This window comes from Azonexus sp. IMCC34842, assembly GCF_050368855.1.
Classification (GTDB): domain Bacteria; phylum Pseudomonadota; class Gammaproteobacteria; order Burkholderiales; family Rhodocyclaceae; genus Azonexus; species Azonexus denitrificans_A.
Genome location: NZ_CP178449.1, coordinates 90,130 through 113,704, shown reverse-complemented (window position 1 = coordinate 113,704; position 23,575 = coordinate 90,130). Strand labels below are relative to the sequence as shown.

Here is a 23,575-nt window from a genome sequence, read left to right as displayed (position 1 = left end):
GATGCGCCGCGCCCTTGTCCTGAGCGCCGCGCTGCTCCTCGCCACCATTGCCGGCGGCACGGTCTGGCTGGCTGGCAGCGCCAGCGGCCTGCACCAACTGGCCCGGCTGGCCGGGAGCGCCAGCGGCGGCCGGCTGCAGATCGACCAGCCGAGCGGCCGCCTGCTCGGCCCGCTGGAGATCGCCGCGCTACGCTGGCAAACGCCGGAGCTGCAGGTGCAGGCCGAGCAGATCCATGTCGACTGGTCGCCCGCCGCGCTGTTACGCGGCAGCCTGGCGATTGCCGAACTGCGTATCGAGCAGCTGCACATCGTCAGCGCCCCGAGCGCGGCGCCGACGCCGCCGCCGACCGACCTGCGGCTGCCGCTGGCGGTCGACATCGATCACGTGCTGATCGCCGCGCTGCACTACGGCAACCTGCTGACCGCCAGCGACATCGCCGGGCGCCTGAGCAGCGATGGTCGCCACCATCGCCTGAGCGACTTCCGGGCGCGCGCCGCGGATATCGCCGTCAGCGGCCAGGCGACGCTCGATGGCGCCCCGCCCTTGCTGCTCGCAGCCGGCGCCGAACTCACCGGCCAGCTCGCCGAGCAGCCGCTGGCCCTTGCCGTGCAGGCCGCCGGCCGGCTCGAACGTCTGGCGCTGCAGGCCGTCGCCCGCCAGGGCCTCGAAGGCGAGGCCGAGATGGTGCTGACGCCCTTCGCGCCGGCCGCTTTTGCCAGCGCCCGCATCGCCCTCGCCAATATCGATCCGGCCGCCTGGCACCGTGCAGCGCCCAAAGCCCGCCTCAGCCTGCGCGCCGACCTCGCCCCGCAAGGCGACGGCGTGGCCGGCGAATTCACGCTGAGCAACCCGCAGCCCGGCCCGCTCGACCGCCAGCGCCTGCCGCTGGCCAGCCTTACCGGCCGCCTCGACTGGCAGGGCGCCAGCGCCCGGATCGACAATCTCCAGGCCAGGCTGAGCGGCCCGGGCCAACTGAGCGGCCACGGGCAATGGGCGAATGGCGCGCTGGCCCTCGACCTCGCTGCGCAAAACCTCGACGCGGCGCAAATCGTCTCGACACTGCGGCCAACCCGGCTGACCGGGCCAATTACCGCCAGCCTCGCCGCCAATCGACAAACCATCAAGCTCGACCTGAAAGATCCCAAGTTCACCCTGCGCGCCGCCGCCAGCCATGCCGGTGAGCAGATCAGCGTCGACCGCCTGGAAATCGGCGCCGGCGATGCCCGACTGGCCGCCAGCGGCGAACTGGCGATGAACGACAAGCTGGCATTCGCCGCCCGCGGCGAACTCAGCCATTTCGATCCGAGCCGCTTCGCCAAGGTGCCGGCTGCCCGGATCAATGCCCAGCTGACCGCACAGGGTCAGCTGGCACCGCGCCCGGTCGTCACGGCTAGCTTCGCGCTGACCGACAGCCAGCTCGCCAGGCAGCCGCTGACCGGACACGGCAAGCTGAGCATCGACTGGCCGCGCATTCCGCAGGCCGACATCGCGCTCGCCGTCGGCGCCAACACGTTGCAGGCGCGCGGCGCCTTCGGCCGCCCCGGCGACACGCTGAACATCGCCATCGAAGCGAACCAGCTGACGCCCTACGGGCTGGAAGGCGGCATCAGCGGCCGACTGGCGCTGAGCGGCACGGTCCAGCAACCGAAACTGGCGGCCCGCGCCGAGGCGGCCCTGCTCGGTCACCCGGATTTCGGCCGGCTGAGCGGCCTGACGCTGGCGGCGGAAGCCGGCGGTCAGCCCGACTCGCCGCTGCTGATCGACCTGGCCATCGCCCAGCTCGCCACGCCAACCCAACCGGCACTGGCCAGACAGCTGCGCGTGCACGGCGAAGGCAGCAACCAGGCGCACCGGCTGCGGGCCAGCGGCGAGCTGACCGGTCAGCTCGCCTTTGGCGCAACGGCCGAAGGCGGACTGAGCATCGACCCGCACAGCCCGACCTGGCGTGGCCGCCTGCTCGAGGCCAGCCTGCGCGGCCACGAGGCGGCCCGCAATGTCCGCCTGACCGCCCCTGCCGGGCTGGAACTGGGCGCCGACCAATGGTCTTTCGGGCCGGCCCAGCTGGCCGGCGACCCGCTCGACTGGCGGGCCACGCTGCAGGCCGCGGCCGACCCGCGCCAGTTGCGGGCCAGCCTGAGCGCCCGCGGCTCGCGGGTCGGCCAGATCGACGGTCAATTGAGCGCCGGCATGCAGGGCGCCTGGGCGCTCAATCAGCAGGCGCCATGGCAAGGCAGCCTGAAATCCGACATCGCCGACCTCGGCTGGCTGGCCGAACTGATCGGCGACGAATGGCAGAGCGCCGGACGCTTCTTCGGCGAACTGAAGCTGAGCGGCAGCCCGGCCCAGCCGCTGGCCAACGGCCGCTTCCGCGGCGAGAAACTGGCGCTGCGCCGGCCCGACCAGGGCCTCAACCTGACGCGCGGCGAACTGGTCATCGACCTCGACAACAACCTGCTGCGCGTTCGCCAGCTGACTTTCGACAGCCTGCTGCAAAACATGCCGCGGCCGCTACGCCAGGCCGGCCGCGAAGCAGTGACCAAACTGACGGAGCAGCCGGGCCGCCTCGAAATATCCGGCGAAACCCAGATCGACCGCAGCAAGGGCGCCGACAGCGGCTTTCTCGACTTCCACCTCGACCGGCTCGGCGCCTGGCAACTGCCCGATCAGTGGGTGGCCGTTTCCGGCGACGGCCGGCTGACCTGGCAGGGCGACACCTTCGGCGCCAAGGGCAAGCTGGCGGTCGATGCCGGCTACTGGCAACTCGCCCCGAGCGGCGCGCCACGGCTGTCCAGCGACGTCATCATCAAGCGCCCCGGCGCGGCCAAAGCGGCCGCCACGCTGCGCCCGAAACTCGATCTCGACATCAGCACCGACCTCGGCCAGAACTTCTTCTTCAACGGCGTCGGTCTATCGACCCGGCTGGCCGGCAACATCCGGCTGCAGGCCGCCGGCCGCGACCTGCCACGGGCCAGCGGGACGATCCGCGCCCGCGACGGGCGTTTCGACGCCTACGGTCAGCAGCTCGCCATCGAGCGCGGCATCCTCACCTTCCAGGGCCTGCTCGACAACCCGGCACTCGACGTCCGCGCCATGCGCAAGGGCCTCAGCGTCGAGGCCGGTGTCCAGATCGCCGGCACCGTCCAGCGGCCGATCGTCAAACTGGTCTCCGACCCGGAACTGCCGGACGCCGAAAAGCTCGCCTGGCTGGTCCTCGGCCACGGCCCCGACCAGATGAGCGCCGGCGACGCGACGGTGCTGCTCTCGGCAGCCAGCGGCCTGCTCGGCAACAACTCGGGCAATCTGGTCCAGCAACTGAAAACGACTTTCGGCATCGACGAACTCGGCGTCCGCCAGGGCGACATCGGCAGTACCGGCAGCCGCCAGCTGAGCAGCCGGGTGGCCGGCAGCACGGTCGATACGGCGGCCACCACCGGCAACCAGATCCTCAGCGTCGGCAAACGCCTGTCGGCCAACGCCCTGCTCTCCTACGAGCAATCGCTCGGCCGGGCCGAAAGCATCGTCAAGCTGACGGTCAACCTGACGCGACAGATTTCGCTGATCGGCCGGGCCGGCAGCGACAATGCGCTGGATATTTTCTACACGCTGACTTTCGGCCGTGGCAAAAACGAGCGGACGCCCCCTGCTGCGCGGCCTGAAACGGGTGATTCCAGATAAGTCCGAGGTCCCGCCGCAAATTGGGTCGGTCTGGCGGTTTGGATGAATCGCCCCGGAATCTCTAGACGCTCCGAAGCCTTCGACGCCCCCCCGAATTTGCACCACCGCTCGATGCAACTGCCGGGTAGTTTGATCAGATGCTCCATCGCCTGCAAACCTGGGCGGGGCGGGCTTTGTATTGGCTATGCCAACAGATCGTCGAACCGGGTTTGGCATCATCAAGTCGGTGATGCGGCTCCGGCAGTTTCTGCTGCGAGGACTGCAACTGACCGGTGGCGAATGGAATCTCGTCACGATGGCTTGGAATATCCGCCGGATGGCGGCCCTGGCGGGCTGACCACCCGCCAGCTACTCCGACGCTGTGAAATCCAATCGCTCAAACCCAACAAAACGGTACTGCCTGGGGGCAATCCGACAGGCTGCTAGACCAAAAATAACCAGTTGTTCAGAGAATCCAAAAACACAAGCAACGGATAACGTTCATTTGAATGTCTTCACGGTACCAATTTAACAGTGGTGTTAAAAAATTCACTCACCGCCCGATGCCATTACTCGAGCGCTTTCGATAGCTTTTGGTTGCCGAAAAAGTGAAGGAAGGACGAAATCGCCCTGAAATCCCGTTTCGTACCCGGACAAGACATTTTTCAACAGCTTGTTAGGCATTTATTAATGCAAATGTCATTGCTCTCGAGCCTCGGCTAAGGCTCAACGCAGAGAATTGGCGGCGATTCTACGACGAATCGCACGGCACAATAATCAATTTTGTAGCGAATTCCACGTTCAGCAAAAAGACCAGCAACTTACGGTCCGTCGCGTTAAGTTATGAAACGTTAAGCATTTTTAGCGGGATCTACGGTAGAGGATCGTTATATGCAGAGATATGCGTTGAATATTTTTATATGTATCTATTTCGTCCTTGCGCGAACTCAATGAACGCCATGTCGGCTAGGATAGAATATTGGACCTTAGTAACAATTTTGTTAAAAATGAGTATCTTAAAAAACTGGCTCTCTGGTCTCAAATGGACAAATTCGCCCATGTTGAGACAGGCTTTAATTGCGCTGACTATTATCTGTCTCGTCTTTCCGGATGTGGTTTTTACGGGGTCGACGTTCCGCATGACTGATCATCAATGGGGCGTTTTTGATCATTCAGAGAGGACAGAAGTCTACCCGGTTCCCCAGCATCTTTCCTGGTACACCTCTGGTTTAAACGACCCCGGCGGTGCGCTTTTCCAGTCCGAGCCAATGATGGAGTTCATGCGTTACAACTTTGCAACGTTCAACTCTCCCTACTGGAACCCTTACTCATCAGCCGGGGCTTTGGGACCAGAGACTTTAGTCGACTTAAAATTTTCGGTTTTCACGCTCGCTTATGCGGCATTAGGCGGTGGCACCCATGTCTATGATTTGCTCACCCTGTTCTTTTATTGGATCGGTGTCTTTTTTGTGTTGAGGATGTGCGAAGGACCGCTTCGCCTCCACCCTATCGCCGGAATTACGGCTGCAATTTTTTATCTACTTAACGGCTTCGCTGTCGCGAACGTCGGCTCAAATGTCGCTCAAAGCTACGCCTTTATACCGCTCTGCCTATACTCATCCTTTGTTCTCATAGAACGACGATCCCGGTTTAGTTTTGCTGCCGCAACGGCGTCATATATGGCGCTAATGTCCTTTACCTTCTTACCCACAACAATTTCATCAATATTGGTGATCGTCGCCTGCACCGCGGGGTTTTCCTTGTCTATCTCATGGCAGAATCCGAACAGAATCCAACGCATCCTAGATGCGCTTGGCACGCAGGCTTTAGTAGGGATTGTGGCATTTCTCGGACTTGCATTTATCTATCTTCCCGTCATCGAAAACATAGCCGTGACGGGAACATTGGAAGGCTATACCCACCGCGTTTTTTGGACAGCTTCTTGGAGCGCTTTGCTATCCTTGTTCAGTCCATCGCACTTCTTTGAATCTTATCGCGCGGCTGACGTTGGGGTACAGCAAGTCGCGGGGAATACAATTTTTCATTATGGGGTAATCGGCTTAGGGCTTGCGGCCTGTTCATGGCGGAGCGATGCGGATCGGCTTCGCCCACTGATGGTGATCAACATTTTTATCGTATTCGTTGTGCTGTTCCGAGTGTTTGGAGTACCCGGCATCACAGAAATCGCCAATATGTTGCCTATCCTGAGGAACTTGGGTGAGCAATATATTCTTGTCGCCGTGAGTGTGTCGCTAATTTTCCTTGTAGCCTTCGGAACGGATAACACGCTTCGAGGATCATTTGTATCATGCCTCCCCTTTATAATGATTGGGTTTGCCGCGCTCGGTGCAGCCCTTGCGGCACATATTTACGGACTACACTCACCAAATCTGCCTTTCAAGCAGTTTTCGCTTGTGCTCATCGCCCTTTTGAGCACAGCATTGCTTCTTATTTTATGGCTCTCTCAACGGTTCGTGAAGTACCGGATTTATTTAACGTCAGTACTGATGGTACTAATGTTCGCGGAACTCATCGCTGACGCAAAATTTATCAGGTATGCGCCACACGACATATTCACGAAGCCAACCAGCGATGTAGCATTTTTGAAAGCAAATGTTGGGCTTGCGCGCACAATGACACTTGGGCAATATGCAACGTCAATGGAGGCCGGCTCCGCCTATCAAATCCAAGAGGTAACCTCTCTTAATCCAGGATATCTGCCAGGGTATGCTCATTATTTCCGCGAGATGACTAAGGGACTCCCGAAACAGTATCAGTGGGGGGATTTTCTATCCTTGGCCTTTCCGCACAAAGATCAACACCTCAGTTTTTACAATTGGTGGATGGTCAGCCTACTGGGGGTAAAATTCATCATTCTACCTTCGACCAACCTCGAATATATCAATGAATTTAAGCGAGATGGTTATCGTGTCGTGCACGTTTCTAAATTCACAACAGTTATTGAAAACCCTCATGTTTTCCCTAGAGCTTTTATACTAAATCCACAGATTGAAGAGAATGGCGAAATCACCCTATCTCCAGATATCCGGGCTAATAGCGTCACCGCCGTTAAAATCTCTTCATATCGAAACGCCGCTGTCACCATTCAGGGAACTGCCTCGCAACCAAGCTTAGTCGTGCTTACCGATAATTGGCATTCTGGCTGGCGAGCACAGGTAAATGGTAAAGAAACAAAGATATTGCAAGTTCAAGGCACATTCCGCGGCATCAATGTGCCCACGGGCGATTTTCAAATCGAGATGTGGTACACGCCAAAGACACTTCCCATCGCGATTATCCTTTCAACAATTGTATTGTTTTTTGTTCTGGGAACGCTACTGGTAGTTCTCATCAAAAAAACACGATCCGTCCATGCTAGGTAAACTCTTCATAAGCAGCCGTCATCTTGGCTCATTTGAGAAAATAGAAATATTGTCATAAACCCGGCACCTCCCCCGTTTTCAGTCAATCTGAGGTGCCCTGAGGCTATCACTTATCCTGTTGTCCGAATTTCCGGGGCCGGCTCTCACTTCGAAAAGAAAAACGGAGTTGCCATCCTTACGCCGACCAAGAAGCGGGCGAGGATTGCTGCCCTTGCTGCCCGACGGTGTCGGCGACAGGGGGTATGCTCCCTATATTCCTGCAGCAAACAATAAAATATCGCCCGTTTCAATCACTTTTATGACAGCCCGCCGGAAAACGGTGGCTTGTTCTGACAATCCTTAGTTGGGGCAGCCAGCTGATTCCTAGAACCAATAGATAAGATTGAATCGATGAAGAAAAGCTCGCAATAAGCAGTAGCTGAAGCCGAGTCCTTCTTTTCTAAAAATGAACTTTGAAACACCTCGCTCTCGCGTCCCCTGGGCTCCGGCCACATAAGAGATGCGGCCGCCGCGAAGGATCGATTTAAACGTGATTTCAGGAGAAATGCTGAATCGATTCTGACTGAGCCCAACCCCGAGCATTTCCTTTCGCTGAAACATTTTGAAGGCGTATGTCGAATCTGGTATGTGCTGACCGAGGGCAAGAAAGACCCCGCGCCGGAAAAAATATTGGAAAAATTTATACTTAAACGGAATCGTTGAATCATCCCCTGCGCTTAAGTATCGCGAGCACTGAGCCATAACACAGCCATCTTCCATATTTCGGTATAACTCAGGAATGAGATGGATTGGGTCAACGGCATCTGCTGACACAAAAATGCAATAGCGCCCAGAGCCTTGAGCAACTCCGTAACGAACGACGGCACCATAACCGCGACGTCGTAATGGCCGTTTAACCAACGATATCAGACAATCCTTGCCACGAGTGTTCGCCCATTCTTCTGCAAACTCAAGAGTGCGATCGTCGCTCTGATCGTCCACGACAACGATTTCTGACGTGAAGCTCTGTTTGGTTATCAAATCTCGAACTTGGTCAAGAATTTGGCAAATGTTTTCCTGCTCGTTTAGGCAGGGAATTACTATAGTCAGATCAACACTTTTTATATTGACCCGGGGGTTGGATTGCGAGTGCATAATTTCAAGCATTTATTTAATCCGATTTGCATAAATCTGTTTTTGGGCAGGCTGGAAAATTTTTAGTCAGCCAAAATAAAGCTCCACAGAAACCAACAACAGCCATAACAATACGAAACGCCAGATATATTGTCGCGTAGGGTCCAACATTTGAACCAAGCTCTAGACATATTTTCGCGAATACAGCCTCGCCGACACCCAAGCCTCCAGGTGTCAAGGGAACGGCGGATGAAATGTTACCTATCACCCCAGCCAACGCAGCCACCAATGGGGCTGGGCCGAACTCGAAAGCGCTGCTAATGATAACGATACCTAAGGCTACCAAGCCGCTTGCGGCAATTGAAAGAGTCGCGCAAGATAGCATCGCTCCCTTATGTCCAACGATGAGAACAATAGCCCTACCTAATTGATGCGCAATTGGGCGCGCCTTGGCAGCCCACCTTGGCCATACCGGGATATGTACGAAGCGCGCAATAAAATAAACGGCAAGGCCGCCAACGGCGCAAACTAAGATAGCTCCTGTAATCAACCAGATGTAATAGGCCAGAACAGGCTGCAGTTCCCTGCTCTGCCAGTTGCTCATGGCAAGCATCGCAGCAATACCTAGAAGCCCCCAAAGGGCAAACGCCCGATCCAAGGCTATCGTGAGTACTGCCGTTGAACGTCGGGATTCCAGACCTTTGACAACGTAAAGCGCCCGCGCCATGTCTCCTCCTGCGGCACCAGGCAGCCAAGTAGAAAAGAACGCGCCAATCAAATACAATCGAACGACATTCAGCAGACTCATTGGGATTTCCGCTGAACGCAGCAAGATCCACCAACGAGACGCCCCAACCAGCAAGCCGCCCATCAACAAAATCGCACTCAATATTGCCAAGTTGTGGTGGACTAAAAGCTCAGCCAGAGGCTGCAATTCGATAACGCCTTTCGCGAGTAAGAAATAAAAAATACCCGCCGCAATTGCCGTCTTGACTATCGTGGGAATATATCGTCCTATCAGACGTCTCATATCGAAGTAAGCCTACTAAATATAGTTACAGTTTCGATTTCCTAATAAAAATGACACACTCAAGCGCCAGATAAAGCCAATATCAAAACGGTAGGTTTAAAGCCTGCGGAGGCGGCCTCAGCATAACAATCCGCGAGAAAATGTTTGACAGCGAAAACTGGATGACAAGACCACAAAATTTAGTGGTGCATTATAGGGGAAAATTTATAACTCAGCATCGAATATTAAAGACCCACACGGCATTTCCGCTCAGAGCTCGAGCATCAAATCTCCCTTGGATGCAAAGCGTTCGCGAGATGAGCGGGATTGGTCGGCGCAAAAGCGATTCAAGCCGAGGTGTTGCAGGAAGGAGAAGTTCTGGGCAACGTTGCGCAAGCGAATCAGGCTTGCATCTCCCCCCAAGATCACGTCTATCGCCTGTCGGATTGCCCCCAGGCCGCATCGACTTTCAGGCAGCGCCGTTTTGTTGGGTTTGAGCGATTGGATTTCGCAGCGTCGGAGTGGCTGGCCGAGAGGCAATTCACCGATGAAGAATCAATCACTCGGACTGGATTGGCTTCTGAAATGTACTCGTCGATTAACTCTGGCAATAACGTGCTTGGAGCTCGGCTCTCGCCTCAGATAACGGCTCTGTCTGAATTAGCTGTAGAAGCAAACTATATAAAAAGCATGATTCTACCGAAGGTAGGTAAATCATGCGTCACGTGGCTTTTATCGAATTACTCGACCAGATCAAACAACTCACGCCAGAGCAGAAGAAGCGACTGGTTCGGGACTTGATGGGTCGAGAGTTGGCTTCCGCGCCTCGCCCCCCTGTTCAGCTACCTGTAGCGACCGCTTGCCCACATTGCGGAGCCATTGATGATCAGTTGGGATCATGAGACCAAAGTCTCGTCCAAGACAGGAGCACAAATTCTCGACGAGCTTTTTGATCGTCGACGCCCAGAGCGTCAAGAATATAGATAGCGCAGGAGAAAAGAGCTACGATGCCGGCAAGAAGGTCTCGGGAATCAAGCGCCACATTGCCGTCGATACTCAGGGCTTGCCCCACGCGATTGCCGTCACGACGGCTGATGTGACAGATCGCAAGGGTGCATTGCTTGCGCTTGACTGCTTCGCTGCTGATTTGAGTGCTGTTCACAGCATCCTTGCCGATAGCGGGTATGTCGGTCAGCCACTTTTCCGTACCGTTAAAGAACTACTCGGCGCTCAGGTTGAAATCGCTAAACGTAGCGAATTACATACTTGCGCCGTCATGACGCGGCGCTGGGTGGTTGGAGATCCTTTGCCTGGATTGAGAAATGCCGCCGTTTATGGAAAAACTGCGAACGGAAGCTCAATACCAGCCTAAAGTCACCTTCCTCACGCTTTTGCTCAGAAGACCATGAACAGGTTCTGAGAGAAGAACCCAATTCGGTCCGACTAAGGCCCTCCTTCAACATAGGCAAAGCCCGGAAGCCGCGGGACAGCGCTTGGCGCCGCGCGGCGCTCAGTTGCCGGCGGCCCGGTTGAGGCGAACGGTCAGCGAGAAGGTGCTGCCGACGCCCGCTTCGCTGCTTACCCGGATGTCGCCGCCCATCAACTGGGCCAGACGCTTGCTGATCGCCAGGCCAAGGCCGGTGCCGCCATATTTGCGGCTCAGCGAACCATCGCCTTGTTCGAAGAGGGAGAACAGACGGTCGATGTCCTTGCCGGCGATGCCGATGCCGCTGTCCTGCACTTCGACGCTCAACTTGACGCTGTCCGGACCCAGCTCGGTCAGCCCGGCGCGCAGGTTGATCCGGCCCTGCTCGGTAAATTTGACGGCGTTATCGGCCAGGTTGAGCAGTATTTGCTCCAGGCGTAGCGGATCACCCCGCAGCGGTGCGCTGCTGACTTCCGGCGGTACATGAACCGCCAGTTGCAGCCCTTTGTCGCCGGCCTTGCGGCCGAGTGTCCCGGTGATACTTTCCAGAATGTCGGCCAGCTTGAAGTCCTTGCATTCCAGGGTCAGGCGTTCCGCCTCCAGTCGCGAGATGTCGAGGATGTCGTTGATCACTGCCAGCAGGCGACGCGAGGCGCCGTCGATCACCGTCAGCCGGTGGATCAGCGTCGGGTCGGTGGCATGACTGCGCGCCATCGTGGTCATCCCCATGATGGCATTCATCGGGGTACGGAGCTCATGACTAACCGTGGTCAGGAAGGTGGTTTTGGCTCGATTGGCGGCCTCGGCCGCTTCCTTGGCAATGGAGAGGGCGGCGGTGCGCTGTTCGACCTCGGTTTCCAGATGGCAGCGATGGGCCGCCAGCGCGTCATTGGCCACTTTCAGTGCTTGCGTGCGCTCTTCGACCAGTGCCTCCAGTTCCTGGTTGCGTTCCTGCAAGCGCCGCATCGGGTAGACCTCGCCCTCTCTGGCCAGACCGAAGGGGATCGAAATCCCGCTGTGGGCAATCATCCAGGCCTCACCTTCGCGCCGGAAGACCAGCACCAGGCGAGCCGTCTCGCGCGCCAGAACGGGGTCGTTTTGCGGCAGGTGAATATGGAAAAAAGCGGTGACCGCGACGACATCCTCGGCCAGATCCTGCGGCGCGAGGTCGAGCATTTCGATCCGGATCCGCCCGGGCACCTGCGCGAAATCAAGGCGGGTGACCCGGATCCACTCCTCCCGGTCGGTGACCAGCTGGTCGCTGCTCCCGGCGTAGCCGCTGAAGTTTTCGCTGAAGCGCGTCGTCAGGCGCTGGTCGCGCGAGGCGTACATCTCGATGTATTCGTCGAACAATGAACGAATGAGGCGCTGACGTTCCGGTTGCATCGCACCGTATCCCATAAAAATATCAAAAATACCAGACGAGCATACATGACTATGCTGCGTTGTCAAAGAATCGTGCGGCGCCGGCGATCGACAGCCTCGACCTTGGCCGCCGGACGGCTGGCCGCTAGTCGGCGAGCAGCAGGCGCAAATCGGCGACGATGTCGGCGACGGCGGCGCCATCCTTGACGTAGAGCCGGAGACGACCGGCCGGGTCGTAGAGATAGGCGCCGGCCGAATGGTCGAGAACGTAACCGAGGCCGCCGCCAACCTCCTTGCGGGCGCTGAAGACGCGGAATTCGCTGGCGGCGGCGCGGGTCTGCTCGGCATCGCCGCGCAAGCCGAGGAAGCTGGGATAAAACCAGGGCACGAAGGCCTTCAGACGTTCGGCACTATCGCGCTCCGGATCGAGACTGACGAACAGCACCTGGACCTTGGCCGCGGCCGGCCCGAGCGCCTTCATCGCTTCCGCGAAGCGGGCCAGGGTGCCCGGGCAGATATCCGGGCAGGATGTATAGCCAAAGAAGACGACCACCGCCTGGCCGCGAAAATCACGCAGCGAACGCAGTTGGCCGTTGTGATCGGGCAGGGTCAACTGGCGGCCGAACGTGGCGCCGGTCAGATCGGTCGCGCGAAAGACGGGCGCTTCCCGGCTGCAGGCAAATGCCAGCAGACAACACAACAGTATGCCCAGGCGATTAATCATCAATGAATAAATTAATTGAACTTAAGTAAATGTATCCGATTCTGAATGCTGACGTCGCTTCTCACAAGGGAGGAAGGGGATGGCCGATTCAGCGAGCCACGACAGCAAGGCGCAATGCCTGGTTGCCCGGTCGTCCCTGCGCCCCGCTTTCGGTAAAGCGCGGCCACTTGCCGAAGCCCGTCAGCTCACCCGGCACAACAGAAACGGATGTCCACCCGACCATTAAGGCCAGAACCGGGCATCTGGAGAGCGCAAAAAAGACGACGCGGAACCAGAGGCCAGGCAACACAGGAGGAGGCTTGCTTGAAGACCGATTCTCGACCATCGCGCTGTCTGCTGGCCGGCGCCTCAGCGCTTCTGCCGCTGCCCGGGCTGGCGGCCTACAACTACAATTTTCCCGAACCGGTAACGCCGATCGCCCGGGAAACGCTGCACATCCACAACGAGTTCATGCTGATCATCACCATCCTGTTCGTGGTGGTGTTCGCCATCATGATCTACTCGATGATCCGCCACCGCAAAAGCATCGGCCACCAGCCGGCCAAGTTCTCCGGCCCGAGCGGCGCACTGCAGTGGTTCTGGGTGCTCATTCCGTTTGCCATCCTGCTCTTCATCGACTTCGTGCTGATGGGCATCCCGGCGGTCCAGGCGATCATCAGCATGGAAGACACCAAGACGCGCGCCGACATGGTGCTCAAGGTCACCGGCATGCAGTGGAAATGGCAATACGAGTACCCGGAAGCCGGCGTCAAGTTCATCAGCACGCTGGCCACGCCGCGCCAGCAGATCAGCAACGCCGAAGCCAAGGGCGAACATTACCTGCTGGAAGTCGACAACCCGGTGGTCCTGCCGGTCGGCAAGAAGGTCCGCGTGCTGCTCACCTCAACCGACGTCATCCACACCTGGTGGGTGCCGCAGTTCGGCGTCAAGCGCGATGCCGTGCCCGGCTTCCTGCGCGAAACCTGGGTACTGATCGACAAGCCCGGCATCTACCGAGGCCAGTGCGCCGAGCTGTGCGGCAAGGATCACGGCTTCATGCCGGTGGTCGTCCAGGCGCTGCCGGAAGCCGAATACCTGGCTTGGCTTGAGACCAAGAAGGGCGAAGCCAAGGCCGCTGCCGGCGGCGCCGACCGGACGTGGAGCAAGGACGAGCTGCTGGCGACCGGCAAGGAAGTCTACGAGAAACAATGCGTCGCCTGTCACCAGGCCAACGGCCAGGGCCTGCCGCCGGCTTTCCCGGCGCTGGCCGGCAGCCCGGTGGTCAATACGCCGCTGTTCGGCGCCGACGGCAAACCGGCCAAGGACAGCCATCTCGACCGCGTGCTGAACGGCAAGGCCAATACCGCGATGCAGGCATTCCGCAACAGCCTGTCCGATGTCGAACTGGCCGCCGTCGTCACCTACGAACGCAACAGTTTCGGCAACACCCGGGGCGACATGGTCCAGCCAGCCCAGATCAAGACCCTACGCTAGGAGATTGGCATGAGCGCAAGCACAACCCACCCCGCCGACCACGCCGAGCCCTATTCCGGCGGCGTCATGCGTTGGTTGACGACGACCAACCACAAGGACATCGGGACGATGTACCTGAGCTTCTCGCTGCTGATGTTCTTCGTCGGCGGCGCGATGATCCTCGCCGTCCGGGCCGAACTGTTCCAGCCCGGCCTGCAGCTGATGCGCCCGGAGTTCTTCAACCAGCTGATCGGCATTCACGCGCTGGTGATGATCTTCGGCGCGCTGATGCCGGCCGCCACCGGCTTCGCCAACTGGATGCTGCCGCTGATGCTGGGCGCCCCGGACATGGCCCTGCCCCGCCTGAACAACTGGGGCTTCTGGCTGTTGCCGCCGGCCGCCTTCCTGCTCACCCTGCCCTTCAGCCTGGCCGTGCTCGGCTTCGGCGACGGCGCGCTGGCCACCGGCTGGACCTTCTACGCCCCGCTCTCGGTGCAGGGCGGCATGGGCGTCGATTTCGCCATTTTCGCGGTGCATATCCTGGGCATCTCGTCGATCATGGGGTCGATCAACATCATCGTCACCATCTTCAACATGCGCGCCCCCGGCATGACGCTGATGAAGATGCCGCTGTTCGCCTGGGGCTGGCTGATCACCGCCTTCATGCTGATCGCCACGCTGCCGGTGCTGGCCGGCGCGGTGACCATGCTGCTCACCGACCGCCATTTCGGCACGCATTTCTTCGACGCGGCCGGCGGCGGCGACCCGATCCTCTTCCAGCACCTGTTCTGGTTCTTCGGCCACCCCGAGGTGTACATCCTGCTGCTGCCGGTCTGGGGGCTGATGCCGCACGTGCTGTCCACCTTCTCGCGCAAGCCGACCTACGGCCACAACGCGCAGGTCTACAGCTTCATCTGCATCGGCCTGCTCTCGGTGGTGGTCTGGGCGCACCACTTCTTCACCGCCGGCATGCCGGTGCCGGCGCTGATCTATTTCATGTTCAGCACCATGGCGATTTCGATACCGCTGGCCGTGCTCTTCTTCTGCTGGATCGCCACGATGTGGAAGGGGGCGATGAGTTTCGAGACGCCGATGCTCTTCGCCGTCGGCTTCATCGTGCTCTTCGGCATCGCCGGCCTGACCGGGCTGATCCTCGCCGACGTCGCGGCCGACGCGCAGTATCACCACAGCTATTTCGTCGTCGCCCACTTTCATTACGCGCTGTTCGCCGGCGGCATCATGGGCGTGATGACCGGCGTCTATTACTGGCTGCCGAAATGGACCGGCCACATGTACAGCGAAAAACTCGGCAAGCTGCATTTCTGGCTGACGGTGTTTTCCTTCAATCTGACTTTCATTCCGCAATTCTTCCTCGGCCTGGCCGGCATGCCGCGACGCATTCCCGACTACGCCCTGCAGTTTGCCGAATTCAATGCGATCTCGACCCTCGGAGCCTTCATCCTCGGCTTCAGCCAGTTGCTCTTTGCCTGGAATATCTGGGCCTGTATACGGGGTGGCCCGAAGGTCGAGAACCGCGTCTGGGAAGGCGCCGAAGGCCTGGAATGGGAGCTCGCCTCGCCACCGCCGCACCACAGCTGGGAAATCCAGCCGGTGATCAAATGAGCGAAGCGGACATGACCCCGCGTTTTTCCGCGGCCGAGCTGCAGCGCCGCCGCACCGCCGCGCGCCGCCTCGGCTGGCTGCTCGGGGCCGCGGCGCTGGCGATCTACATCATCGGCCTGTTCATCAAGCGCTAAGCCGATGGAACAGGCCCATCCCGCCCCCGCCAAGCACGCCCGCCTGATCGGCCGGCTGTTGCTGCTGGTCGCCGCCGCCTTCGTCTTCGCCTTTGCCCTGGTACCGCTCTACAACGTGCTCTGCGAAGCGACCGGCTTCAACGGCAAGAGCGCCGGGCGGAGCACCGGGCGCGACGGCTTTGGCGTCGGCGGCCTCAAGACGGCGGGCGGCCCGGCCCCGACGCCACGGGTCGATGTCAGCCGCAGCGTCCGCGTCGAATTCACCGGCACGGTGATGCCCAGCCTGCCCTGGGACATGCGGCCGCTGACCTTCAGCCTCGACGCCCACCCGGGCGAACTGCAGCAGGTCAGCTACCTGGTGCGCAACACCTCGGACCGCACGATCACCGGCCAGGCCGTGCCGAGCATCAGCCCCGGCCAGGCCGCCCGCCATTTCGAGAAGATCGAGTGTTTCTGCTTCACCCAGCAAACCCTCGGCCCCGGCGAAGCGGTCGAGATGCCGCTGGCTTTCATCATCAAGCCGGAGATGGCCGACGACATCACCCATATCACGCTGTCCTACGCCTTCTTCAGCATCGACGGACAACGCCAGACCCTGACCACGCCCCGGGAGGCCCGATGAGCAGCCACACCACGCCCGCACGCCAACACTACTTCGTGCCCCAGCCGACGCTCTACCCGGTCATCCTGGCCGGCGGCATGTTCTTTCTCGCACTCGGCTTCATCCAGGCGATCAACGGTTTCGACCTCGGCCGCTGGGTCATGCTCGGCGGCTTCGCGATCATCGTCTATGTGCTGTTCGGCTGGTTCGGCCGGGTCATCGGCGAATCGCGGCGCGGCGCCTATCGCGACTGGGAAGACGTTTCCTTCCGCTACGGCATGGTCTGGTTCATCGCCTCGGAAGTGATGTTCTTCGCCGCCTTTTTCGGCGCGCTGTTCTACCTGCGGGTGATCGCCGTGCCCGAACTGGGCGGCATGACGGCCGCCCACGGCACCAGCCTGTGGCCGGAATTCGCCGGCACCTGGCCGACCAGCGGCCCGCAAGGCAACCCGTTCACGCCGATGGGCGCCTGGGGCATCCCGGCGATCAACACCTCGCTGCTCTTGAGTTCCGGCGCCACCGTCACCTGGGCGCACTGGGGGCTGCTGCGCAACCAGCGCCGCCAGTTGATCATCGGGCTGGCCGCGACGGTGCTGCTCGGCATGCTGTTCATCGGCTTCCAGGCCTACGAATACCACCACGCCTATAGCGAACTGGGCCTGACCATGGGGGCCGGCGCCTATGGTGCGACCTTCTTCATGCTCACCGGTTTCCACGGCTTTCACGTGACGCTCGGCACCATCATGCTGGCGGTGATCCTGCTGCGCAGCCTGAACGGCCATTTCGACAGCGAACGGCACTTCGCCTTTGAAGGCGTCGCCTGGTACTGGCACTTCGTCGATGTCGTCTGGCTACTGCTCTTCGTCTTCGTTTACTGGGTATAGCCGGCGATGAAACCGAAGCGGAAGGCGAGCAGCAACAAGGCGAACAGCGCGATCGACAGACCGACCCGCCAGGTCAGCAGGCGCACCGTGCGCGTCCCGGCGCCGCGCTCGCGATAGAGCGAAAAAAGCCCGGAAAACAGACTGACGACAATGGCCAACACCAGCAAAACCACCGCTACCCTGATCATGGAAGACGCTCCGGCGACGCGAACCGGCGTTCAGTATGCGCGTCTGCCGGCCGGCCGGGCAAGAACCAGCCGGCGCCAGGTCGCCATCCTCGGCGGCATCCTGCTCGCCTTCCTGCTCCCTGCCTTCATTTCGCTCGGCCTGTGGCAATGGCGCAAGGCCGAAAGCAAGACCGCCATCCAGGCCCAGCTCGACCGGCGCAGCCACGATGCGCCAATCGCCCTGCCGAAGACGATGGTGGACGTCGAATCATTGCGCTTTCACCGGGTCGCCCTGCGCGGCCGTTTCGATGCCGGCCGGCAGACCCTGATCGACAACCGGCTGTATCAGGAACAGGCCGGCTACCACGTCATCACGCCGCTCCGCCTCGAAGGCTCGCCGCTGCATGTGCTAGTCAATCGCGGCTGGGTGCCGGCCGCTGCCGACCACCAGCAACTACCGGCGATCGGCGTGCCGGATGGCGTGGTCGAACTGAGCGGCATCGTCGTCACGCCCGGCCAGCGCTTTTTCAATCTGGCGCCCCAGCCGGTCAGCGGCTGGACGCCGGTCTGGCAGAACCTCGATCTCGAACGCTTCCGCCAGGCCCTGCCCTATCCGATCCAGCCGCTGGTCGTCCAGCTCGACGCCGATTCGGCGCACGGCTTCGTGCGCGACTGGCCGCGCCCCGACGAGCGGGCCGAACGGCATCGCAGCTACGCGCTGCAATGGTTCGGCTTCGCCGTCGCCAGCCTCGGCATCTGGGGCTATTTCCTGGTGCGCCGGCCATGACCACGAACAGCGTGCCGCTGCCGCTGGCCCGCCCGTCTTCCGGCCTGCCGATGCTGGTCCTGATCGTCACGCTACTCGCCCTGCCCTTTGCCATCGCCGCCGGGCTTTATCTGCTCGGCTGGCAGCCGGCCCGCACCGGCAACCACGGCACCCTGCTCAACCCGCCGCAACTCCTGCCGGCCGCCGGGCTGCTCGACAGCGCCGGGCGGCCGCTGGCGACCGCCGAGCTGCACGGCAAATGGCTGCTCATCCTGGCCGGCCGCGGCGCCTGTGACGCCGCCTGCCGTGACCGGGTCGACGAGATGCGCCGGATCCAGGTTTCGCTCAACAAGGAGATGGGCCGCCTGCGCCGCGTCGTCCTGACCGACAACGCTGGCGATGGCGCGCTGAGCGATTTTCACCGGCAGCAACCCGACCTCGTCGTCGCCGCGGCGCCCGCCCGCTGGCTGCCGGACAAGGAGCAGCCGGCCGAGCCAAACGCCTACCGCCTTTACGTTGCCGACCCGCAGGGCCAGCTGATCATCAGCTACCGCCCGGATGTCGCCGGCAAGGCGGTGCGCGCCGACCTCGACCGACTGCTCAAATTTGCCTGGACCGGCTAGGAGATCACGATGGAAACCGTTGCCCACCGCCCGCTGCCGCTCGGCCAGCACTTCGCCGCCTTCGCCCATCTGTGCAAGCCGCGGGTCAACAGCCTGATCGTGTTCACCGCGATGATCGGCATGTTCCTGGCAACCCCGGGCTTCCCGCCGCTGCTCCGCTTCCTCGTCGCCTCGCTCGGCATCGCGCTGGTTGCCTTTGCCGCCGCCGCCCTCAATTGTCTGGTCGAGCGCGGCATCGACGCGCGGATGGCGCGCACCCGCTGGCGGGCCACCGCGCGCGGCGACATTTCGCCGCTCGAAACCGTGACCCTGGCCCTGTTGCTCGGCGCCGCCGGCCTCTGGCTGCTGCATGCCTTCATCAACGACCTGACGCTGTGGCTGACGCTGGCCACCTTCGTCGGCTACACCGTCGTCTACACGCTGATCCTCAAGCCGGCGACGCCGATGAACATCGTCATCGGCGGCGCTTCCGGCGCCATGCCGCCACTGCTCGGGTGGGTCGCGATGACCGGGCAGGTGTCGGTCGAGCCGCTGGTTCTCTTCCTGATCATCTTCCTGTGGACGCCGCCGCACTTCTGGGCGCTGGCCTGCTACCGACGCGACGACTACGCCCAGTCCGGGCTGCCGATGCTGCCGGTGACGCATGGCGTCAAATTCACCTGCCAGCACATCCTGCTGTACACAGTGATGCTCGCTGCCGCCAGTCTGATCCCGGTTTCGCTGGGGATGAGCGGCTGGTTCTACCTGACCGCCGTCAGCCTGCTCGACCTGGTCTTTCTCGGCTACGCCGTCGCCCTCTGCCGGGCCTACAGCGACGGCCTGGCACGTCGCACCTTCCGCTATTCGATCATCTACCTGACGCTGCTCTTCGCCGCGTTGTTCGCCGACCGCCTGTTCGTCTGATGCGCCTCTACCGCCACCTGTTGATCCTCGCCGCCTGGCTCGCCCTGGTCGTCGTCGGCCTCGGCGCCTGGGTCCGGCTGTCCGACGCCGGCCTCGGCTGCCCCGACTGGCCGGGCTGCTACGGCCACCTGCTCGGCGTGCCCGAACACGCCGCCGACAGCACCAAGGCGTGGAAGGAAATGACCCATCGCTACGCCGCCGCCAGTCTCGGTCTGGTCATCCTCGGCATCTGCCAGCTGGCCTGGCGCCAGAGACCACGCATTTCGCCGCTGCTGCCAACGGCGCTGACCGGCATCGTCTTCTTTCAGGCGCTGCTCGGCATGTGGACGGTGACGCTGCTGCTCAAACCGCTGGTGGTCAGCGCCCACCTGCTCGGTGGCATGACGACACTGGCCCTGCTGGTCTGGCTCAACCTGCGGCAGCGCAGCGGGCCGGCCGGCCCGACGGCCAGCCCCGGTCTGCGCGCCGGCGGCCTGCTCGGACTCGCCCTGCTCGTCATGCAGATTGCCCTTGGTGGCTGGGTCAGCAGCAATTACGCGGCGCTGGCCTGCACCGATTTTCCGACCTGCCAGGGCCGCTGGCTGCCCGACATGGACTTCGCCGAGGCCTTCACCGTGCACCGCGAACTCGGCCAGACGGCAGCCGGCAGCCTGCTGTCGACCAGCGCCCTGACCGCCATCCACTGGGGCCACCGGCTCGGCGCCCTACTCATCCTGCTGACCGTCGGCAGCCTCGGCCTTGCCCTGCTCCGCCGCCCGGGCTGGCGCGCCTGGGGCCGGCTGCTGCTCGCCCTGCTGGCGCTGCAGATCGGCCTCGGCATTGCTAATGTGCTGCTCGCGCTGCCCTTGCCGCTCGCCATTGCGCACAACGTCGGCGCCGCGCTATTGCTCAGCGCGACGCTGGCGCTCAATTTCCGGCTCTGGGATGGGGTTCAGGCGATGCGCCGACGCTCCGGAAAGCTGATCACGGCAGAGCGATAGCGGCGTTCGGTAAACGCCAGCCCCGGCCGCGAGCGCCGAGTGGAACTCGCCGACCCGCGCGGCAGGCATTCGCGGATGGCCTCAAGCATCGCGCCTTGCGTCCGCGCCGCAACTTCCCACCAGGCGCGCGCCATCTCGACGCTGCGCTCGGCCCGGACTTGACCGTAAACCGGCCATTGCAACAACGCCGGCGTACTCCGTTTGATTGCCAACAGTTCGTCGCGGCGCTGCGCCTGCTCGGCAACGGCAAAATCCATCAGCTCGTTCTGCAATTCCATCAAGCGGTTGCCGGACGAAAGCTGCAGTTTGCCGATGCTGACGATCTCATCCACAAGAGACGCCGCCGGAGCGCCAGCTTGCGGGAGGTCTGTATTACGCTTGCTGATATTCATCGCACTACCTCCAATCAAAAAGCCGGGAAAAGCGTCCCGGTTCTGTTTTGACCCGGGGAATTTGCGCGGGGTTCTGCCAACTTTTCGGCATCAAGCGAAGCCCTCCTGATCGGCGCCAACTGGCTCAATTTATGCTGGTTTTAGGCGCGTAAGCGAACCCCTACCCGCTCCCCGGCCAGCCCCGACACGGTTCGCGAAACAGGCTGATTGGCGTGCCGGCCAGGAAACGTAAGCTGCATATTTAAGGCAATGGCGCGCGTTGAGGAGTCTTGCCATGACGAACTTCGAGACACTGGTCAATCCTGCCCGGCCATACGAAACGGATGTCGCCGCCGAGCTGGCCGTGCGCGGCAACCGGCGGCGCCTGCGGGTATTCCTCCGGACTTTCCTGACGGTCCTCGCCGTCGGTCTGATATTTACCTACTCGCGGCCGGCGGAATACCGCGCGCAAGCCAGAATAGCCATCAAGACGGCCGGCGCCGTCACCGCGCTGGCCGCTGCTCAGCCCGGATCGGCCACGGTCACGACGGCGGCGAACGGCGGCACGGCCGGCAGCCTGCTCGGCGAAGCCGGCCGCATCCTGAGTCGCCCGCTGATCGATGCGGCCCTGGTTACGCTGCACCAGCGCGGCGTCGACGTCTCCGGATTCGGTTCCGATCCGGCCCTTGGCATCCAGGCCGCCTTGAGCGCCGAACCGATCCCGGAAACCAATCTCGTCGACCTGACGATGACCGGGTCACGCCCGGAGCATCTCGCGGCGATCCTCAATGCCCTGATCGAAGCCTATTCGTGGCAGACCCTGGCGAGCTACGCCAGCTCGGCAACGAGCGAAAACGCAACCTTGCGCCAGGAACTCGACAATCTTGATCGGCGGCTGGCCGAAAAGACCAAGGCGCTGGACGATTTTCGCCAATCGGCCGACATCGTCTCCGGCGAGCGGGACGAAAACCAGATTCTGGCGCGGGTGAAGGGACTGTCGGTGTCCCTGAACCAGGCCAGCGAAAAAGTCGCACTGGCCGACGGCCGGGTCCGTTCGCTGCGCGAATCGCTGACCGCCGGCAAGAGCGTAGTCCGGGCCCGCGACAATCCGACACTGGCGGCGCTCGAAGGGCGCGCCTCGCAGCTGCGCGAGGCCCTGCGCGAACAGGAACGCATCTACACGCCGCAATTCATGGCGATGGACCCCAATGTGCGCGGTATGCGCTCGCGCCTGGCCGACCTCGAGGGACAGATTGCCGAACAGAAAGGCAATTCGGGTCAGGTCGCCCTCCTCGAAGCCGAGGACGAACTGGCAGCGAGCCGGCAGGCCCAGATGAAGCTGCAAAAACAGATTGCCGAGGAGCGCAGCGCCGTTCACTCGTTCTCCAGGAATTTCACCACCTTCAAATCGATGCAGGACGAGGTGGCGCAGCTCGAAGCCAGCCGGCGCAGCCTGTCCGAACGCCTGTTGCGGAGCGAAACGAGCGAAACCTCGCGGATGCCCGGCGTACAGGTGGTCGAATCGGCGGTCGCCGCGCCGGATATCTGGCGGCCGGATTATTCGCGCGACGCCGCCATCAGCGTTGCCGTGGCCCTCGTCGCCGGCCTGCTCGCCATGGTCCTGATCGAGCAGTTCAATCGCCCGCCGCCGGCCACGATTCAGGCGCCAAGCCAGCCGCAACCCTGGATCACCCTGCTCGCCCGGCAGCCGTTGCCGGACAAGCTGCCGCCGCCTATCGAAGGCGGGCAGGCGCTGCTCCCGGGGATCGTCGATTTGCCGCGCGAACTAGCGCAAGCGGAAGTCGCCGACTTGCTGCAGGCCGTGCCTGACGAAGATTTCCCGTGGGTGACCCTGCTCCTGTGCGGCGCCACACCGGCGGAAATCCACCGCATCACGGCCGCCGATCTGCACCGGGAAGCGGCGGCCATTCGCATTCCGGGGCCGGCCGCCCGCTCGATCGTCCTTCCGGAAACGCTGTTCAGCCAACTGGCCGCGCTTGCCCTGCGACCGGATCACCAGCGCAGCGAAGTCGTCGAGCTGCCGAATTCCGAAGATGAACTGAAACGCCGGCTGATCTGCGCCGCCCACGATGCCGGCTTGGACGATCCGGCGACCGTCACGCCGGAGACGCTACGCCATACCTGTATCGCCCATCTGCTCAGACAAGGGCTGCGCTTCAGCGATCTCGAACATATTGTCGGCGCGCTGCCGACCGAGGCATTGCGCGAATACGCCAGCCTTTCGCCAGTCGGCGTGCGCCGCACGCTGGCTCAGATCGAGCCGCTGATGCCGGCGCTGCAAGCCCTCGCCCGGGTCTGAAGGAAGCCGGCCCGGCCGGACAAACGACGGGGCAGCGCAACTGTTCGTTACGCTGCCCCGTCGGCCATCCGCTTAG

18 protein-coding genes and 2 pseudogenes are annotated in these 23,575 nt (G+C 61.6%); 14 read left to right on the top strand and 6 right to left on the bottom strand.

The features are described from left to right. Position 1 precedes the first annotated feature (1 nt). The 3 genes and pseudogenes from ACLIKD_RS00510 (at position 2) to ACLIKD_RS00500 (ending at position 7,038) form a co-directional block, all read left to right on the top strand. Positions 2-3,676, top strand: a complete 3,675-nt coding sequence (locus tag ACLIKD_RS00510) for a translocation/assembly module TamB domain-containing protein (protein WP_428826723.1) — start codon at positions 2-4, stop codon at positions 3,674-3,676. A 131-nt stretch (positions 3,677-3,807) separates the two neighbouring features. Continuing rightward, positions 3,808-4,013, top strand: a pseudogene (locus ACLIKD_RS00505) (transposase); the annotation flags it as partial. A 592-nt stretch (positions 4,014-4,605) separates the two neighbouring features. Continuing rightward, positions 4,606-7,038 carry a YfhO family protein gene (locus ACLIKD_RS00500; protein ID WP_428826722.1) on the top strand — a complete coding sequence of 811 codons (2,433 nt, stop codon included), beginning with the start codon at positions 4,606-4,608 and terminating at the stop codon, positions 7,036-7,038. A 363-nt stretch (positions 7,039-7,401) separates the two neighbouring features. Here ACLIKD_RS00500 and ACLIKD_RS00495 read toward each other — a convergent pair whose 3' ends face one another. Both ACLIKD_RS00495 and ACLIKD_RS00490 read right to left on the bottom strand, forming a co-directional pair. Next, on the bottom strand, positions 7,402-8,184 hold the full coding sequence (locus tag ACLIKD_RS00495) for a glycosyltransferase (RefSeq protein ID WP_428826721.1): 783 nt from the start codon (positions 8,182-8,184) through the stop codon (positions 7,402-7,404). A gap of 4 nt (positions 8,185-8,188) precedes the next feature. Then, a complete protein-coding gene (locus tag ACLIKD_RS00490) occupies positions 8,189-9,181 on the bottom strand; it encodes a lysylphosphatidylglycerol synthase transmembrane domain-containing protein (RefSeq protein WP_428826720.1) in 993 nt (330 codons plus the stop codon). A gap of 919 nt (positions 9,182-10,100) precedes the next feature. Between ACLIKD_RS00490 and ACLIKD_RS00485 the strand changes: the two are divergent. Beyond that, positions 10,101-10,534, top strand: a pseudogene (locus ACLIKD_RS00485) (IS5 family transposase); the annotation flags it as partial. A gap of 136 nt (positions 10,535-10,670) precedes the next feature. Here the strand turns inward: ACLIKD_RS00485 and ACLIKD_RS00480 are convergent. Further along, on the bottom strand, positions 10,671-11,972 hold the full coding sequence (locus tag ACLIKD_RS00480; protein WP_428826719.1) for an ATP-binding protein: 1,302 nt from the start codon (positions 11,970-11,972) through the stop codon (positions 10,671-10,673). 124 nt (positions 11,973-12,096) lie between these two features. After that, positions 12,097-12,675 carry an SCO family protein gene (locus ACLIKD_RS00475; RefSeq protein WP_226472287.1) on the bottom strand — a complete coding sequence of 193 codons (579 nt, stop codon included), beginning with the start codon at positions 12,673-12,675 and terminating at the stop codon, positions 12,097-12,099. A 303-nt stretch (positions 12,676-12,978) separates the two neighbouring features. On the opposite strand from ACLIKD_RS00475, the gene coxB reads away from it, so the two are divergent. From coxB to ACLIKD_RS00450, 5 genes are read left to right on the top strand one after another with little or no spacing between them, the layout of a single operon-like run. Further along, the gene (gene coxB, locus ACLIKD_RS00470) at positions 12,979-14,148 is read left to right on the top strand and encodes a cytochrome c oxidase subunit II (protein ID WP_428826718.1); all 1,170 of its coding nucleotides are present in this window, start codon (positions 12,979-12,981) and stop codon (positions 14,146-14,148) included. Positions 14,149-14,157: 9 nt separating this feature from the next. Beyond that, entirely contained in the window at positions 14,158-15,750 is a 1,593-nt protein-coding gene (ctaD, locus tag ACLIKD_RS00465) for a cytochrome c oxidase subunit I (RefSeq protein WP_428826717.1), read from the top strand. After that, a complete protein-coding gene (locus ACLIKD_RS00460; RefSeq protein WP_428826716.1) occupies positions 15,747-15,884 on the top strand; it encodes a hypothetical protein in 138 nt (45 codons plus the stop codon). The genes ctaD and ACLIKD_RS00460 overlap by 4 nt, the downstream gene beginning before the upstream one ends. 4 nt (positions 15,885-15,888) lie before the next feature. Beyond that, the gene (locus ACLIKD_RS00455) at positions 15,889-16,506 is read left to right on the top strand and encodes a cytochrome c oxidase assembly protein (RefSeq protein ID WP_428826715.1); all 618 of its coding nucleotides are present in this window, start codon (positions 15,889-15,891) and stop codon (positions 16,504-16,506) included. Further along, on the top strand, positions 16,503-17,369 hold the full coding sequence (locus ACLIKD_RS00450; protein ID WP_428826714.1) for a cytochrome c oxidase subunit 3: 867 nt from the start codon (positions 16,503-16,505) through the stop codon (positions 17,367-17,369). The genes ACLIKD_RS00455 and ACLIKD_RS00450 overlap by 4 nt, the downstream gene beginning before the upstream one ends. Here ACLIKD_RS00450 and ACLIKD_RS00445 read toward each other — a convergent pair. Next, positions 17,357-17,530: a twin transmembrane helix small protein gene (locus tag ACLIKD_RS00445; RefSeq protein ID WP_428826713.1), complete on the bottom strand. Its 174-nt coding sequence runs from the start codon at positions 17,528-17,530 to the stop codon at positions 17,357-17,359. The two genes, ACLIKD_RS00450 and ACLIKD_RS00445, sit on opposite strands and share 13 nt — an antisense overlap. Between ACLIKD_RS00445 and ACLIKD_RS00440 the strand changes: the two genes are divergently transcribed. The 4 genes from ACLIKD_RS00440 to ACLIKD_RS00425 are packed head-to-tail and all read left to right on the top strand — an operon-like array spanning position 17,520 to position 20,808. Beyond that, the gene (locus tag ACLIKD_RS00440; RefSeq protein ID WP_428826712.1) at positions 17,520-18,323 is read left to right on the top strand and encodes an SURF1 family protein; all 804 of its coding nucleotides are present in this window, start codon (positions 17,520-17,522) and stop codon (positions 18,321-18,323) included. The two genes, ACLIKD_RS00445 and ACLIKD_RS00440, sit on opposite strands and share 11 nt — an antisense overlap. Continuing rightward, positions 18,320-18,925 carry a hypothetical protein gene (locus ACLIKD_RS00435; protein WP_428826711.1) on the top strand — a complete coding sequence of 202 codons (606 nt, stop codon included), beginning with the start codon at positions 18,320-18,322 and terminating at the stop codon, positions 18,923-18,925. The genes ACLIKD_RS00440 and ACLIKD_RS00435 overlap by 4 nt, the downstream gene beginning before the upstream one ends. 9 nt (positions 18,926-18,934) lie before the next feature. After that, on the top strand, positions 18,935-19,828 hold the full coding sequence (cyoE, locus tag ACLIKD_RS00430; protein ID WP_428826710.1) for a heme o synthase: 894 nt from the start codon (positions 18,935-18,937) through the stop codon (positions 19,826-19,828). After that, complete coding sequence (locus ACLIKD_RS00425; RefSeq protein WP_428826709.1) at positions 19,828-20,808, top strand: COX15/CtaA family protein; 981 nt, start codon at positions 19,828-19,830, stop codon at positions 20,806-20,808. The genes cyoE and ACLIKD_RS00425 overlap by 1 nt, the downstream gene beginning before the upstream one ends. On the opposite strand, the gene ACLIKD_RS00420 is transcribed toward ACLIKD_RS00425, so the two are convergent. Then, positions 20,760-21,140 carry a hypothetical protein gene (locus ACLIKD_RS00420; protein WP_428826708.1) on the bottom strand — a complete coding sequence of 127 codons (381 nt, stop codon included), beginning with the start codon at positions 21,138-21,140 and terminating at the stop codon, positions 20,760-20,762. The genes ACLIKD_RS00425 and ACLIKD_RS00420 overlap by 49 nt on opposite strands. Positions 21,141-21,474: 334 nt before the next feature. Here ACLIKD_RS00420 and ACLIKD_RS00415 point away from each other — a divergent pair, with 334 nt between their 5' ends. After that, positions 21,475-23,499, top strand: a complete 2,025-nt coding sequence (locus ACLIKD_RS00415; protein ID WP_428826707.1) for a GumC family protein — start codon at positions 21,475-21,477, stop codon at positions 23,497-23,499. Positions 23,500-23,575 lie beyond the last annotated feature (76 nt).